Genomic DNA, 14,801 nt, shown 5'->3' on the forward strand with positions numbered 1-14,801 from the left:
GGCGGGCCCGGCGACTCCGGTTGCCCGCCTGTCACCACCTGGTTAAATCCCGCCGCGTCGGCGGCCGGGAGGACGCAGGGGGGAGACGCCGCCGGATATGAGATTCTGGACCACCGGCCGGACCGGAAAAGCCACAGGAAAGCTCGGGAAAGCCCGGAAAGGCCCGGAAAGGCCCGGGACGTTCGAGAAGCTCGCGAAGTTCGGAAAACTCGCGAAGTTCGGAAAGCTTCGGGAAAGCTGAAGAAGGCGGAGGAAAGCCAGGAGATGGACTGGCGGCAACTGCGGCACTCCACCCTGTCGAGGCCGGACGCCCTGGCCGTCGGCCTGGAGCGGCTGATCCTGAGCGGAGAGCTGCCGCCCGGTTCCCGCGTCCCCCCGGAGCGGGAGCTCGCGGAGAGCCTCGGCGTCTCCCGGGGCTCGGTCCGTGAGGCGCTGCGCGCCCTCGCCTCCCGCGGACTGGTCGCCCGGCGCCCCGGCTCCGGCACCGTCGTACTCGACCCGGGGGCCACTCCGCGCGGCGACATCCTCGCCTCGGGGCTCGACGCCACGGCGGAGCTCTTGCAGGTCATGGAGGTGCGCGCGTGTATCGAGCCCTCGGTGACCGCGCGGGCCGCCCGGCGTGCCACCCCCGCCGACATCGTCCAGCTGCACGCCCTGCTGGACGCGATGCGACGGGAGCCCACGCGGCGGGAGTTCACCGACCTGGACCGCACCTTCCACCGCGCCATCGCCCAGTACACCCGCAACCCCCTGCTGCTGCGGCTGCTGGACCGGGTCTACGAGATCGGTGAGCCGGGGCGGCGCGAGACCTCGCTGTCCGCCGCCCGCCGGCGCGCCACGATCGAGGAGCACCAGGCCATCCTGCGGGCGATCGAGGCCCGCGACCCGGAGGCGGCCCGAGCGGCCTCCGAGACGCATCTGGACTCGGTGCTGCACCGGATCGAGGAGCAGCGGCGGCGTACGGAGGCGCGGGGTGGGGGAGTTGAGGCGGGCGACGGGGGAGTTGAGGCGAGCGGGAGATAGGCTCCCCTGCCCGGATGGCCCTACGGGGTGTCCGGCGGACCACGCGGCGGAGCCGCATATCGATGCTTTCCCCTCCCCGCCCCTTCTCCGAACCGGGGCCCGGCCCCCGCTGGGGCTCCGCCCCTGGGCCCCGCTCCTGGGCCCCGCTCCTCAAGCGCCGGAGGGGCTGGGTTGCATCGATATGCGGCTCCGCCGCGTGGCAGGGGTTCCGCCCCTGGACCCCGGGGTCTGGGGCGGAGCCCCGCACGCGGCGGAGCCGCATATCGTCAGGTGTGGGGAAGGGGCGGGGAGGGGAGCAGCCCGCCGCAGGCATCACGACCCGTCGGACACCCCCTAGGGGCGGACGTACCGGTCGGGGTTGCCCTGCGGCCAGTTGACGGTGAGGCTCTGGCCGTCACCGCTGACCACCGCGGTGCCGCCGGAGATCGTCTCGCCCTGACAGGTCATGGTCACGGCCATGCTGGCGCTGATGGTCCCGGGGCAGGACTTGCCCTGGTACCCCACGGTCAAGGAGCCGCCGGTCACGGTCATCACGAGTGGCTTGCCGTTCGGATCGCGCACCGTGGAGTACCACGTGCCCTGCACGCTCGCCGGGGCGCCCGCGCGGGTGGGCGCGGGGGCCTGCGTCTTCGGGGCCGTGCGGCGGGGCCCCGGGGTGACGCTGTCGGCGGTGCGGGTGGCCCGGGGGCTGCTCGGGCCCGCGCTGGGGCTCTTCGCGGCGGGCTTCGTACGGCTCGGGCTGGGGCTCGCACCGGTGGGGGTGGCGGACGCGGTGCCGCGTTCCGAGCCGTCGCGCTTCTGGGCGGCCGCGGCCTTGTCGGAAGTGCCGGACGACTGGGCGTCCTTGTCGTCGTCCTTGCCGCAACCGGTCAGCGCCAGAGCCAGCACCGCGACGGCCACGGTGGCGGCCGCATTCATTTTCCGCACGAGAATCCCTGATATTCCTGAGTGAACGGGGAAGGTATGAGGGAAGATCTTGACAGGCGGATCCGGCAAAACTCCATGGGTTTCGGAGATGTTCTCCAGGAAATGTGAACTGGAATCAGGATCAGTTTCTTGGCTTGCTTTCCGCGGCGCTTTCTTGCGCAGAGTTTCTCACTGTGTCGCCGGACCGGCGCCGGGCTCGAAGACCACCGACCACGGCCGGGGCCGACCAATCTCCTCCGGAGGCGTGAGCAGCCGCCTGGGCGGGTCCTCCCGCGCGATGACCTCCGCGGCGATCCGGGCGAACGGAGGCGCCGCCGGATGGGCCGAATGCACTTGCCATACGGCAGACATCCACAGCATCAGCGGACGGCCGGCCAGCGGGCGCCAGGCGGCCCGCGGCTCCTTGCCCGCCACCCGCCCGTCGTCGAACGCCACCCCGCGTCCCGACGCCACCAGCCCCAGCAGGAATTCCGGATTACGGGCATGACGGACCGCGGGCGGGGTGAAACCGCCCTCCCGGCAGATATCGAGAATCCGGTCGTACCACCCCGGCGCCGCGGCCCGGGGAAAGAGAAACAGCTCATGTCCCGTGAGGTCCGTCAGCGCCACCTCGGAAAGGCGCGCCAGCGGGGAGGACCGGGGCAGGACGACCCCCAACTCGACCCCGGCGGACGGCCCCAGCACGAGATCGTCGGCGTCCGCCACCGGATGGTGCACCAGACCCACGTCGAGCCGGGCGGCGGCGAGCAGCCGCACCTGCTCGGCCGTGTCCACCTCCTGGAGGTCGATCCGCAGCCCCGGGAACTCCTCCGCGCACGCCGACAGCAGGGCGTGCAGCGTCCGGGCGGGCGTCTGCGGCGGTACGCCCGCCCGCAGCGTGCCCAGCTCCCCGTCGCGGACCCGCGCCATGACCGTACGCAACCGCTCCTCGCGGGCGAGCAGTTCGCGCGCCTCCTCCAGCAGCAGCGCACCGGCGGCGGTGAGCCGCACCTGGCGGGCCGAGCGGTCGAACAACTCCAGCCTCAACTCCCGCTCCAGCCGCCGGATGGACTGGCTCAGCGGCGGCTGTGCCATGCCGAGGAGATCGGCGGCGCGGCTGAAGTGCAGCTCTTCCGCGACGACAATGAACAGGCGCAGGTGGCGTATGAGATCCACCGGCCGACCCTATGCGACGCCGGTGGGACGAGGGCGGCGGAGGGATGAGGGGGAGCGTTGAACGTGGGGGAATCAGGGGCCCCGGCGCCGGTGGACACGGCGCTGATCGAGAAGCGGATCGCGGAGGTGTTCGCGGAGGCGGACGCCGAGGCCCGGCTGCACGCGGTGGACATCGACGCGCCCGGGCGCGAGCTCGGCCTCGGCGTGGACGACCAGGTCGTCATCGCGTCCGTATTCAAGATCCTGCTGGTGCTGGAGTTCGCCCGGCAGGCCGACGCCGGACAGCTCGACCCCCGCGAGCGGGTGGTCATCACCGCCCCCGACCGCCTCGGCGGCTGGGGCACCGCGGGCTGCGCCGACGATGTCGAGATGTCCCTGCGCGACCTGGCGTACTTCGCCCTGTCGGTGAGCGACAACTCCGCCGCGGACGCGCTGATGCGCCGGATCGGCCTCGACACCGTGCGGCTGCTGGCGGCCGAACTGGGCCTGGACCGCACGCGGATCGTCGGCGGGCCCCGGGAGCTGCTGGAGTCGATGTTCGAGGACGCGGGCGCGAGGGACGAGGGGGAGTTCGCCGCCGTCTATCCGACGCTGACCTTCGAGCGGCTGCGCCGCTTCCGCGTCCTGGACCCTGGGCACACCACCTCCAGCACACCCCGCGACATCACCACCCTGCTGGGCCTGATCTGGCGGGACCGGGCCGGTTCCCCGGCGGCGTGCGCGCTGGTGCGGGAGTTGATGTCCCGGCAGGTCTTCCGTCAGCGGCTGGCCTCCGGCTTCCCCGATGACGTCCTGGTCGCGGCGAAGACGGGCACGCTGCCGAGCCTGCACATCGAGGCGGGCGTCGTCCGCTACCCGGACGGTGGCCGCTACGCGGTCGCGGTGTTCGCCCGTACGGCCTCGGCCGCGGCGGTACGTACGGCGGTGGACGCGGCGATCGGGCGGGCGGCGCGGCTGGCGGTGGACGCGCTCAGACGCCGCTGACCTGGCCTGATACGGAACCGGATATGGCTGGAGTGCCGCACCGATCTTGGACGGTGGGCCGGGGGAGCTGCTCTGCTGTGCCCATGACCGCCAACAGAGCATCGCGCTTCAACCGCCGTCTGCTGATCCGGGGAGCGGCGGCCGGCGCGGCCGTACCCGCCGTCCTTCCCACGGCCGCCCAGGCGGCCACCGGGACGGCACCGGGCGCCTCCAGGCCCTCCGACGCGAAGACTTCGAACGCGGGGACCTCGAACGCGAAGACCTCGGACGCGACCTTCCAATGGCTCGGTACGAGCGGCTGGCGCATCGACACCGGCGGCGGCCGGACGGTCCTCTTCGATCCCTATCTGAGCCGCTTCGAAACCGGGCTCTTCAAGAAGAGCTTCAATCCGAAGACGCCGCTGACCACGGACGGCGCGACGATCGACCGCTATATGGGCCGCCCCGAGCTGATCCTGGTCAGCCACAGCCACTGGGACCACCTCAACGACGTCCCCTACATCGCCGCGGCGGCCCCGGACGCGCGGATCGTCGGCACCGAGACCACGTACCACCTGCTCCGGGCCCTCGGCGTCGACAAGGCCCGGATCGCCGTGGTCAGGGGCGGTGAGGTGCTGGACTTCGACGGCCTGGTGGTCGAGGCGGTCTCCAGCCGCCACAGCCGTAACGACACCTACAGCTACTTCGCCCCCGGCACCCTCACCGGCCCCCCGCCCCGCCCCCAGACCATCTCCGACCTCCCGGAAGGCGACACCCTCGCCTTCCACGTGACGCTGCCCGACGGGCTCTCGGCCTTCCTCATGGGAGCGAGCGACTTCAGCGAACGGGACGCCGCCGGTCTGCGCCCCGACGTGGCCATGATCGCCACCCCCAGCACCCCCGCCACCCACCGCTACGCCCCCCGCCTGCTGAAGGCGCTCGACTACCCCGCCACCGTGGTCCCCGTGCACTGGGACAACTTCGAACTCCCCCTGGACGAGGGCGCCCACCGCGATCCCACGATCGACCTGGACGGTTTCGTCGCCCGGATCCGCGAGGCCGGCCCCGGCTCCCGCATCCTGCTGCCGGAGTACGCGACGCCCTACCGCTTCTGACCCGCTCGGCCGTGAACGACCTGCTCGGCCGCGCCCGACCGGGCCTGTGCGGAGCGTCGTCCCTACGACCTGATCCCGACACCCCCGCCGACGACGATGTTCTCCCCGGTGATGAAGCCGGCCGCGTCCGAGGCGAGGAACGCCACGAGTTCGGCGACCTCTTCGCTCGTCCCGAACCTCCCGAGGGGGACCTGGGAGACCGTGGCCTTGGCGACCTCTTCCAGCACTTCGGCCGGCATCCCTTGTTTGGCCCAGATTCCGGTGTCGATCGGGCCGGGGCTGACGGCGTTGACGCGAATGCGCCGGGGAGCCAGTTCGAGGACGAGGGACGGCACCATGGAAAGCAGGGCTCCCTTGGTGGCGGCGGAGACGGCGGCCCCGCCGGGAATTCCCCTGGTGGCGCCGATCCCGACATTGAAAATGATGGAACCTCCGTCATGGAGCAGGGGGAGAGCCTTTTGGAGGGTGAAGAACTGGCCTTTGACGTTGACGTTGAAAAGGTCGTCGTAGGCGGCCTCGTCGAATACGTCGGCTTCGATCGGTAGACTGCGGACGATGGCGGCGTTGAGAAATACGACATCGAGTCCACCGAAGCGCTCACGGATTTCCTCGACGACGCGGTCGGTCTCGGCCAGTGAGCGGGCGTCGGCGCGCACCACGACCACTTCTTCGGGGAATTCTTTCTCGGCCGCGGCGATGGCGTCGGGGTTCTGCCCGGTGACGATCACCTGATATCCGCGACGATGGAGCAATTCGGCGGTGGCCTTGCCGATTCCACTGGTGCCACCGGTGATCAGGGCTACGGGTGCGGACATGCGTCTCTCCTCGCTCCTACAAAAAAAGGGGGGCGGCGCCACGCTAGGAACGGCCCTGGACCCGCGTCCAAGACCTGTTCCGCATGCGGAGATACGAGTCAGGCATCACCACAGCTCAAGGCGATTACCCAGTAGCGGCCGACGAGTCGGCGCGGCTAGCGTGAGGGCATGGCAGACACGCCGCCTCCGGTGGATCTCGATCTTCGGCTGGTGCGGTATTTCACCGTCGTCGCCGAGTACCGGCACTTCCGCCGCGCCGCCGAGGCCCTCCACATCACCCAGCCGTCCCTGAGCCGGCAGATCCGCCAGCTCGAACGACAACTGGGCGTCCGGCTGATCGACCGCACCCCGCAGGGCAGCAAGCTCACCGAGGCCGGGGAGGTCTTCCTGTCCCGCGCCAAGGCGCTGCTGCGATCCGCCGCCCAGGCCGCGGCCCACACCCGGGCCGCCGCCGAGCCGAGCCGGATCACCATCGGCTACATCATGAACACCATCGTCACCCCGGCGGTGCGCGAGCTGCGCCACCGGAACCCGGACGCCGACGTCCACACCCTGCACCTGACCTGGAACGACGCACGGGCCGCCCTGCTCGACCACCGGGTGGACGCGGCGGTGACCCGGCTGCCGTTCCCGACCGGTGATCTGCAGGTGACGGTCCTCTACGACGAACCCCGGGTGCTGGTGGTGCCCGTCGACCACCCCTTGGCCGGGAAGGAGTCGGTCACCGTCGCCGACATCGCCGACGAACCCCTGATCCGGGCGACGGATCCGGCCTGGAACGCCTTCTGGCGGATCGACCCCCGCCCCGACGGCAGCCGCGCACCCGACGGCCCCCTCGCCGAGGGTGTGGAGGACAAACTCGAACTCATCGCCTCCGGGCAGGCCGTGAGCATCGCACCCGGCGCCTATCGCCAGGGCCTCCGCCCCGATCTCGTCACCGTCCCCCTGCACGGGGTCGAGCCGAGTCATGTGGTGCTGGCCACCCGCGCCGACGACAACAGCCGCCTCGTGGCGGCCTTCCGTAAGTGCGCCCGGGTCCACCTCACCGGTCCGCCCTCGGCCGGCTCAACGGCCACTCGGTGAACAGGGAGTTAATCAATTCGGAATAGGCGGTTGCCGCGATGGGGCTTTTCATGGCGCAACTACCTTTGAAAAAGGGGATGACCTGCGACTGCGGGAAACTAGGGGATTCCCGGTGCAACCGCTTGCCGTCAATCTCGGTCTACCAGGGCGATCGGAAACCCCAAATCGCCGATCACCGGCGTCCGGTGACCACATCGGCACTTTCTCCGCCGGTTTGATCGGCACTGATTGCACGAAGGGTCACACCCCTATGCGCATGTACCGGATCATGGCCGCTACGGCCACCCTCGCTCTCGCCCTGGGGGGAGCCGCTCTCGCGGCGCCCGCCGCCCAGGCGGCCGCGACGACCTCGGGCTCCCTCGTCCACGAGGACGGTGAGCTCTGGTACAAGGCCGCCGCGGGACAGAAGAACAACCTGTCGGTCTCCGAGCAGATCGTCAGCCGTGGGGAATTCGAGGAGTATTACGTCCTCACCTTCCGCGACAACGGTGACATCACCATCGGTGCGGAAGCGGCGGACTGGGACGAGTGCACCTACCCGACCGCGAGCGACCACACTGTCGCTCAGTGCGCGGTGGAAATCCCGCAGAACTCCGACGACTCGGATAACTACGACGTCGACCTCGGTGACGGCGACGACACCATCAAGCTCGACGCCGATAGCAATGCCTACGCCGGAATTCACGGTGGCGCCGGCAATGACGTCCTCAAGGGCAACGCGTCGCCGATGTTCTACGGCGACGCCGGCGACGACAAGATCGACGGCGGCGGCGGTGTCATGGGCTTCGGCGCCTACGGCGGCGACGGCGACGACACCATCACCAACTGCGTGCAGGAATGCCACGGTGACGCCGGCAACGACACCATCACCGGCGGCTCCGAGGACAACGTCCTGCGCGGCGGTACCGGCAAGGACATCCTGCGTGGCGGTGAGGGCGCCGACGCCATCTACGGCGACCAGGACGACGACACGCTGTACGGCGAGGACGGCAACGACACGATCTACGGCAACAGCGGCAACGACGTGCTGTGGGGCGGCCAGGGCACTGACACCCTCTCCGGCGGCCCGGGCAGCAACGAGGTTCACCAGGACTAGGTCCACCAGGACCAGGCCCATCTGACGGCAGGGCCTCCCGAGTGGCTCGGGGCCGCGCACCCGAATCGGGCTACCGCGCACCGAGCCTCCGAAGGCCCTGCCGTCGCGTTTCCCGCCCGGCCGCGCCGCCTACTTGCCCCAGATCTTGCGGTATGCCTGCCGATAGCCCTCGGAGTCCCAGGACAGCGCCCCGCCGCTGTTGGCCGCGGTGGTGATGTGCACCGGGGGGACGTATCCGCTGGCGGGCTTGTCCGCGAAGGCCCGGTTGAACTCGTCGACGATCTGCCAGCCCTGTTCGGTGAGGGGCTCGGGCACCGTGGCGGCCTGGAACCGCTCGCCGTTGACGCGCTGGAAGGCCGACGGATCGCCGTCCCCCGCGCCGATGTTGAACGGGGCGCCCGCCCCGTCCTTGCCCGCGGCGCGCAGGGCGGCGGCGGTGTGCCGGAAGTACAGGTCGTTGATGGCGGCCGAGTAGGTCCACTCGTCCCCGTAGCGGGAGAGCAGGGAGCGGACTTCCCCGATGGCGCGCTTGTTGACCTCGGGTATCGGCATGTTCTGGTAGCTCAGCAGCTTGACGTCGGAGCAGGTGGCCAGCTCCTTCTTGATCAGGTCCGACTTGCGCTTGGCGAAGGGGACCGTGGCGTCGGTGAAGAGCACCACCCCCGCGCGGCCGCCCGAGCGGGCGATGATCCAGTCGGCGCTGATCTTCGCGACGTCCTCGACCCGGGTGGTGACGTTGCTGAACAGCTCGGGGTCCCCGTCGGGGCCGGGGGTCGGGGCGGCGTGCCAGCCGACCACCGGAATGCCCGCCGCCTTGGCCTGCTTGATCTCGTCGGCGACGCTGCCGGGGTCGAAACCGGCGATGGCGATGCCGTCCGGCTTCAGCGCCAGAGCCTTCTTGAAGGCGGAGCGGTAACCGGCGGGCGTGCCCTGCCCGTTGAGGGTGCGGGCGCTCCACCGCAGGAGGGTGGCGGCTTCCTGGACGCCCTGGGCGACTCCGGCGGGACCGGGGTTGGAGAGGTCATGGGCGATGAAGACGATGCTCTTGCCGTGACCGGCCGCCTCGGGCCCGGTGGTGGGGCCCTTCCAGGGGGCGTCGGCGGCCTCCGCCTTCTTGACGGCTTGTTTGGCTCTGGTGAGGGCGGTCGGGCAGCCGGACTCGGCGGAGCTCCGGTGGGACGAGGTGGAGGCGGCGCCGGGCTCGCAGCCGGCGGTGGCCACGGCCAGCAGCGCGATGGCCGTCAGGGCCGCCTTGCGGGTGGGGTGCACGGGTCTCCTCGCAGGGCACGGAGGGTACGGAGAGTACGGGCCGGGGGTTGGCCGGGGGTGAGCCGAGGGCTGGGAGGAGACAGGTTACGGGTGGCGGCGCCGCGCGGGGCAGCCCCCTTCGGCTCCTGCGGCCATCCTTGAGCACAGTCGTGAACAAGCCAGGTCTCGCGGCGCTCTCGGCCGCCACCCCATGGGCACCGCGCGGACACCTTCCGGACTCCGGTGGGGCGTCCGGCGGGGTGCGGGGCGATGCGGAGATGACCTGTACCCAGCAATCCGTGGAATTTACGCAGTCCTTGAGAGGGCATGCCTTGCGTGTGTGCACGCAGGCGGTAGTGTTCACGCCCGGTCAGGCATGTGGCGCAATCCCGTCGATCGCATTCCGGCCGGAAACGCCGTCGCCGACGTCCCGCTCCCCGGTGTCGGCCATGGCGGCAACAACACCTCGGTCACCGCTCAGGAGCACATCGAAGGAGGACCTGGGTGTCTGTGGACACGGCGGACCCGCCACTCGAACAGGAGCCGTCCGGGCACGCGCCACAGCGTCCGCGGTCCCGTGGCAGGACGGAAGCCCCCGGTGCGCTCCTGGACCGCTGGCCGTTCCGGCGGAAGCTCAACGTTCTGGTGATCGTGCCCCTGGCGGTCGTCGGCGTGCTCCTCGGCCTCGGCGTGAACGGCCAGGTGCAGCAGGCCCGCGACGCCGACCGGATCGCCGAGCGGGTGCGCGACACCGGCCAGGTCGCCCGGCTGATCAACGAGATACAGGCCGAGCACCGCGAGGCGCTCGTGCTCTCCGTCGAGCAGGAGTCGCTCCACTCCGGCGACACCCTCCCCTCGACCGCCGCCTACCGCCGGGCGCAGCGGGCCACCGATGAACAGGCCGCCACCGTGCGGTCCGCGTTCGGATCGGACCTGCCGAAGGACGAGGCGCAGGCCCTCGACCACGTGGAGCGCCTGAGCGTGCTGCGGGACAAGGTCGAACGGGGCTCGGTGCCCGCCGCCGGTATCGACCCCGCGTACGCCGCCGCCGTCGGCTATCTCATCGACGGCACCGGACTCGACCACTTCTCCGACAGCTCCTCGTCCTCCGTCATCGAGCTGGTCGACGCCGTGCTGCGCGCCGACGCCGCCCACGCGGCCTTCGAGGGCGGGGTGTTCTCCGCCCAGACCCGGGACGCCAACGGCCTCACCGAGTACACCCGCGCGGTCGGCGCCCACCGGGTCTACGAGGAGCAGTCGGAACGTTTCTCCAGAATCGCCGACCCCGACCAGGTCCTGCGCCTCGACGGCATCGAGCGGAACTCCGAGGCGAACGGCATCGAGGACCGGTTCGCGGAGCTCCAGATCGACCCCAGCTCCCTGCAGGGCCAGTCGCCGCGGCAGTTGCGCACCGAGATGACCGCGGGCACGCGGCAGGCCGAGGCCCGCCTCGAGATCGCCCGCTCGCTGATCGGTCAGATCGCGCACCGCGCCGACGGCCTCTCCCGGGACGCCCTGCACAAGGCGCTGGCGCTGCTCGCCCTCGCCCTCCTCGGCTTCGCCGCCTGGCTGACCTTCTCCTTCCTGGTCCGGCGCTCCGTCGTACGCCCCCTCGCGGCCCTCACCGGCGCCGCCCACCAGGTGGTCGAGGTGGCGGGCGAGGAACTCGCCAAGGTCGAGGACGAGGACGACGACGCGACCGACAGCACCCCGCTGCGGCCCCGCCCGATCCCCGTCCCGGTGCGCGACGAGATCGGCGACCTGGCCGAGGCGTTCAACCAGGTGCAGGTCACCGCCGCGGCGCTGCTGGAGCGGCAGGTGCTCAGCCGCCGCAACGTCGGCGAGATGTTCGGCAACGTCGGCCGCCGGGTCAGCAACCTCACCACCCGCCAGCTCAGCCTGATCGACGCCGTCGAACGCCAGGAGACCGCCCCCGACATCCTGGAGCGGCTCTACCGCATCGACCACATCGCCGTACGCCTCCAGCGCAACGCCGACAGCCTGATGCTGCTCGCCGGAATCCGGGAGACCGAACTCGACGCCCGGCCGACCACCCTGGCCGATGTCATCCGGGCGGCGCTCGGCCAGATCGAGGGGTACCAGCGGGTGTCCCTGCGGTCCGAGGCCGAGGTCACCGTCGCACCCGACATCAGCGGCGACCTCACGCTGATGCTCGCCGAACTGCTGGAGAACGCGGTCGCGTTCTCCCCGTCCGACACCTCCGTCGAGGTCGTCGTCCGGCCCGGCACCGACGTCAGCGCGGACGGCGGGGCGCTGATCGAGGTCATCGACCACGGCCTCGGCATGGCCGCGGACCGTCTCGACGAGGAGAACGCCCGTCTGGTGCGCCGCGAGCGGCTCGACCTCGTACCGACCAAGGTGCTCGGCCTCTTCGTGGTCGGCAGCCTGGCTCGCCGCTGGGGCATCCGGGTCACCCTGAGCCGTACGCCGGGCGGCGGGGTCACCGGCAGCGTCTGGGTCCCGTCCGCGCTGCTGGTGGCGCGGGGGCCGGAGTTGGTTACGGGGTCGGCGCCTGGGCCGGGATCGGGGTCGGGGTCGGCGGGGGCCGGGCGGGAGCCCGAACCCGCGCCGGCCGCCACGCCTCCGGCCGTACGGGCCTCCGCCACGCCCGCGCCCGAGCGGCGCCCGGCGGCGCCCGCGACGGAGTCCGGTCTGCCACGGCGCGTCCCGGCGGCGTCCCGTACGAACGCGGAGCCGGCTCGCCCCGCGCAGGAAACAACGAAGGCGGCGAACGAGCCGAACGAGCCGAATGCCGCGAACGAGCCGTCCACCGGGAAGGAGCCGTCAGCCGGGAACGAGCGGTCCGCTGCGAACGAGCGGTCCGCCGCGGACGAGCCGAACGCCACTCCGGCCGCCTCCGCCTCCGCCTCCGCCCCCGCGTCCCGCCCGCTGCGCCGCCGCGTCCGGGGCGCGACGCTCGACAAGACCACCCCACCGGCCGACCGGGCGATCCCGGCCGCGCGCCGGCCCGCCGACGCCGACGCGGTCCGTTCCGAACTCGACGAGTTCGAGGCCGCCGTACGCAGGGCGGAGCAGGACAGCGCCGCCGCCGGCTCCCAGGCCGAAGCCACACCATCGACACATCAGCGCCCCCGGAAGGAGTCGGGAAGTGACCACGCCGACAGATAAGAGCGGTTCCGCTGAGCGGGAGACCACCGATCTGCGAGCCGCCGCGGCCGACTTCACCTGGCTGCTCGACCGGTTCGCCATCGAGACCGCCGGTGTCGTCGACGCCATCGCGGTGTCCTCCGACGGCCTGCTGATCGCCGTATCCCAACTGCGGGAACAGGCCGACTCCGAGCGGCTCGCCGCGATCGTCTCCGGTGTCACCAGCCTCGCCGCCGGCGCCTCCGGCAACTACGGCCTCGGCGACCTCAACAAGGTCATCATCGATCTGGAGGGCGGCCATGTGCTGGTGTCGTCCATCGGTTGCGGTGCCGTGCTGGGCGTGGTGACCACGAAGGAGGCGAAGCTGGGGAACATCGCGTACGAGATGACCCTCTTCGCCAACCGGGCCGGGGCCGCGCTCACCCCGCAGCTCGTCATGGAGCTGAAGAAGAGCGCCGGGTCCGTCGGCTGACGGATCGCGCGGCGCACGGAGGAGGGGGGCGAGATGGTCGCCGGTGAACCGGTACCGCACGACGCGGCAGCGCATGAGGCGGCAGCCCACGAGGCGGAGGACAGCGCACGGGACGCCCCGGAGCCGCCGGAGTCCGAGGAGCCGACGGAACCTGTCGAACCGACGGAACCCGTCGAGCCGACCGAGCCCGTAGGCCCGACCGAGCCCATTGGCCGCGCCTCCGCGATCCGGCCGTTCCTGCTGACCGCAGGTCGGGTGGCCGGGAGCGGCACCGGGCCGCCGCTCCCCGTCGAGACCCAGATCGTGGCGACGCCGGACGGGCTGTCCGCCCTGCGGTCGCTCACCTTCGAACGCCGCGACATCGTCGCCGCCTGCCGGCGGCCCCAGTCGGTGGCGGAGCTGGCCGCCCGGCTGCATCTGCATCTCAACGTGGTCCGGGTCCTCGCGGAGGACCTGCGCGCCGCAGGACATCTGGCGGTCCACGTCCCGAACGCCGGGACCGTCCACGACATCTCCGTACTGCGAAGGGTTATCGATGGTCTCCGTGCCGTCCCCGACTCACGGGGCTCACTCCGCGACAGCAGTTGAACCGCCACTGCCGGTCAAGCTGGTCATCGCCGGTGGCTTCGGGGTCGGCAAGACCACGGCCGTGGGGGCGATCTCCGAGATCCGGCCGCTGACCACGGAGGCGCTGATCACGGAGGTCGCGGCGGGCGTGGACGACCTCACCCACACCCCCGGCAAGACCACCACCACGGTCGCCATGGACTTCGGCGTCATCACCATCGACCCGAAGCTGAAGCTCTACCTGTTCGGCACGCCGGGCCAGGACCGTTTCGGTTTCATGTGGGACGACGTGGTCGAGGGCGCCCTCGGCGGTCTGGTGATCGTGGACACCCGTCGCCTGGACGACTGTTACGCGGCGGTGGACTACTTCGAGCACAAGGACGTCCCGTTCGCCGTCGCCATCAACGCCTTCGACGGCGAGGTCCAGCACGATCTGGACGAGGTCCGCTGGGCCCTGGACATCTCCGAGCACGTTCCCCTGATCGTCTTCGACGCCCGCGAGACGCGCTCGGTCCGCGACGCCCTCCTGGTCGTCCTCGACGTGGCCCTCTCCCGCGCCCAAGCCGCCAACCCGGCCTGAGGGCAGCCGGACCGTTCAGCCCTCAGCGTCCTCGGCCGACCTCTCCTCGCCCCCGTTCGGCCGCGGCCGCAGATGGGTGCGACGCCCGTCCTGGTCCAGGATGCCCAGGATCTCCGCCGGTCCTTCGTGCGCCCCGAAGGCGTGGGGGACCATGGTGGAGAACTCCGCGGCCTGCCCGGTCTCGACAAGGATTCGCCGGTCCCCCAACACGAGCGTGACGGCTCCGGACAAGACGGTGAACCAGTCCCTGCCCGGATGGACCTTCAGCGCCTTGGCACTGGTCGGGGCCGGTTTGGTGAGGCGCATCTTGGCCACGATGACCCCGGGCTGCCGGTTCAGCATCCAGGTGGTCAGCCCGCGCGCCATGTCATGCTGCGGCCGGATGATCACGTCATCGTCGGCGTCCGACTCCACCAGCTGATCCAAAGTGGTCCCCAGGGCCCGCGCTATCGCGCTCAACTGATCAAGACTGATCCGCCGATGCCCCGTCTCGATACGGCTCAGCGTGGAGGGGCTCAGATAGCAACGGGCGGCCAGATCGTCCAGCGACCAGCCCAAGGCCGAACGCAGTCCCCTGATCCGCTTGCGGACCAAGCCGTCGAGAGCGCTGTCCTCTTGCGTCATGGGC

The 14,801-nt window shown here is 71.1% G+C and carries 15 protein-coding genes; 10 read left to right on the forward strand and 5 right to left on the reverse strand.

The genetic code is table 11. From position 1 onward, the window contains the following. Nucleotides 1–97: 97 nt before the first annotated feature. Both J5X86_RS07900 and J5X86_RS07905 read left to right on the forward strand, forming a co-directional pair. Complete coding sequence (locus J5X86_RS07900; protein WP_208516032.1) at nt 98–241, forward strand: hypothetical protein; 144 nt, start codon at nt 98–100, stop codon at nt 239–241. A gap of 23 nt (nt 242–264) precedes the next feature. Then, entirely contained in the window at nt 265–1,023 is a 759-nt protein-coding gene (locus J5X86_RS07905) for a FadR/GntR family transcriptional regulator (protein WP_208516033.1), read from the forward strand. 333 nt (nt 1,024–1,356) lie between these two features. Here the strand turns inward: J5X86_RS07905 and J5X86_RS07910 are convergent, their stop codons facing one another. Beyond that, nucleotides 1,357–1,950 (reverse strand): hypothetical protein, encoded by a 594-nt coding sequence (locus J5X86_RS07910; protein ID WP_208516034.1) that lies wholly within the window; start codon nt 1,948–1,950, stop codon nt 1,357–1,359. Nucleotides 1,951–2,118: 168 nt separating this feature from the next. Continuing rightward, nucleotides 2,119–3,105 (reverse strand): LysR family transcriptional regulator, encoded by a 987-nt coding sequence (locus J5X86_RS07915; RefSeq protein WP_208516035.1) that lies wholly within the window; start codon nt 3,103–3,105, stop codon nt 2,119–2,121. Between the two features lie 102 nt (nt 3,106–3,207). On the opposite strand from J5X86_RS07915, the gene J5X86_RS07920 reads away from it, so the two are divergent. Next, nucleotides 3,208–4,089, forward strand: a complete 882-nt coding sequence (locus tag J5X86_RS07920) for a serine hydrolase (protein WP_208516150.1) — start codon at nt 3,208–3,210, stop codon at nt 4,087–4,089. An 83-nt stretch (nt 4,090–4,172) separates the two neighbouring features. Further along, nucleotides 4,173–5,183, forward strand: a complete 1,011-nt coding sequence (locus tag J5X86_RS07925) for an MBL fold metallo-hydrolase (protein ID WP_208516036.1) — start codon at nt 4,173–4,175, stop codon at nt 5,181–5,183. Nucleotides 5,184–5,245: 62 nt separating this feature from the next. Here the strand turns inward: J5X86_RS07925 and J5X86_RS07930 are convergent, their stop codons facing one another. Further along, nucleotides 5,246–5,998, reverse strand: coding sequence for an SDR family oxidoreductase (locus tag J5X86_RS07930; RefSeq protein ID WP_208516037.1), 753 nt, complete (start codon nt 5,996–5,998; stop codon nt 5,246–5,248). Between the two features lie 168 nt (nt 5,999–6,166). Here J5X86_RS07930 and J5X86_RS07935 point away from each other — a divergent pair, with 168 nt between their 5' ends. Both J5X86_RS07935 and J5X86_RS07940 read left to right on the forward strand, forming a co-directional pair. Continuing rightward, nucleotides 6,167–7,081 carry a LysR family transcriptional regulator gene (locus tag J5X86_RS07935; protein WP_208516038.1) on the forward strand — a complete coding sequence of 305 codons (915 nt, stop codon included), beginning with the start codon at nt 6,167–6,169 and terminating at the stop codon, nt 7,079–7,081. Nucleotides 7,082–7,331: 250 nt separating this feature from the next. Then, nucleotides 7,332–8,177: a calcium-binding protein gene (locus J5X86_RS07940; RefSeq protein WP_208516039.1), complete on the forward strand. Its 846-nt coding sequence runs from the start codon at nt 7,332–7,334 to the stop codon at nt 8,175–8,177. A 129-nt stretch (nt 8,178–8,306) separates the two neighbouring features. Here the strand turns inward: J5X86_RS07940 and J5X86_RS07945 are convergent, their stop codons facing one another. Further along, a complete protein-coding gene (locus J5X86_RS07945; protein ID WP_208516040.1) occupies nt 8,307–9,446 on the reverse strand; it encodes a substrate-binding domain-containing protein in 1,140 nt (379 codons plus the stop codon). A gap of 489 nt (nt 9,447–9,935) precedes the next feature. Here J5X86_RS07945 and J5X86_RS07950 point away from each other — a divergent pair, with 489 nt between their 5' ends. From J5X86_RS07950 to J5X86_RS07965, 4 genes are all read left to right on the forward strand, one after another. Continuing rightward, nucleotides 9,936–12,575 carry an ATP-binding protein gene (locus J5X86_RS07950; RefSeq protein ID WP_374229234.1) on the forward strand — a complete coding sequence of 880 codons (2,640 nt, stop codon included), beginning with the start codon at nt 9,936–9,938 and terminating at the stop codon, nt 12,573–12,575. Continuing rightward, the gene (locus J5X86_RS07955; RefSeq protein ID WP_208516041.1) at nt 12,556–13,026 is read left to right on the forward strand and encodes a roadblock/LC7 domain-containing protein; all 471 of its coding nucleotides are present in this window, start codon (nt 12,556–12,558) and stop codon (nt 13,024–13,026) included. Before J5X86_RS07950 ends, J5X86_RS07955 begins: the two co-directional genes overlap by 20 nt. Nucleotides 13,027–13,233: 207 nt before the next feature. Beyond that, complete coding sequence (locus tag J5X86_RS07960; protein ID WP_240451015.1) at nt 13,234–13,614, forward strand: DUF742 domain-containing protein; 381 nt, start codon at nt 13,234–13,236, stop codon at nt 13,612–13,614. Beyond that, nucleotides 13,562–14,173, forward strand: a complete 612-nt coding sequence (locus J5X86_RS07965; protein ID WP_208516043.1) for an ATP/GTP-binding protein — start codon at nt 13,562–13,564, stop codon at nt 14,171–14,173. The genes J5X86_RS07960 and J5X86_RS07965 overlap by 53 nt, the downstream gene beginning before the upstream one ends. Nucleotides 14,174–14,188: 15 nt before the next feature. Here the strand turns inward: J5X86_RS07965 and J5X86_RS07970 are convergent, their stop codons facing one another. Next, nucleotides 14,189–14,797: a helix-turn-helix domain-containing protein gene (locus J5X86_RS07970; protein ID WP_208516044.1), complete on the reverse strand. Its 609-nt coding sequence runs from the start codon at nt 14,795–14,797 to the stop codon at nt 14,189–14,191. Between the last annotated feature and the right edge of the window lie 4 nt (nt 14,798–14,801).

Origin of the sequence: Streptomyces sp. NEAU-YJ-81 (assembly GCF_017592595.1) — a bacterium.
Lineage (GTDB): Bacteria > Actinomycetota > Actinomycetes > Streptomycetales > Streptomycetaceae > Streptomyces > Streptomyces hygroscopicus_B.

Coding starts and splice junctions, on each gene's coding strand:
- J5X86_RS07965 (WP_208516043.1), top strand. CDS start 13,562: ATGGTCTCCGTGCCGTCCCCGACTCACGGGGCTCACTCCGCGACAGCA.
- J5X86_RS07930 (WP_208516037.1), bottom strand. CDS start 5,998: ATGTCCGCACCCGTAGCCCTGATCACCGGTGGCACCAGTGGAATCGGC.
- J5X86_RS07940 (WP_208516039.1), top strand. CDS start 7,332: ATGCGCATGTACCGGATCATGGCCGCTACGGCCACCCTCGCTCTCGCC.
- J5X86_RS07970 (WP_208516044.1), bottom strand. CDS start 14,797: ATGACGCAAGAGGACAGCGCTCTCGACGGCTTGGTCCGCAAGCGGATC.
- J5X86_RS07905 (WP_208516033.1), top strand. CDS start 265: ATGGACTGGCGGCAACTGCGGCACTCCACCCTGTCGAGGCCGGACGCC.
- J5X86_RS07900 (WP_208516032.1), top strand. CDS start 98: ATGAGATTCTGGACCACCGGCCGGACCGGAAAAGCCACAGGAAAGCTC.
- J5X86_RS07935 (WP_208516038.1), top strand. CDS start 6,167: ATGGCAGACACGCCGCCTCCGGTGGATCTCGATCTTCGGCTGGTGCGG.
- J5X86_RS07925 (WP_208516036.1), top strand. CDS start 4,173: ATGACCGCCAACAGAGCATCGCGCTTCAACCGCCGTCTGCTGATCCGG.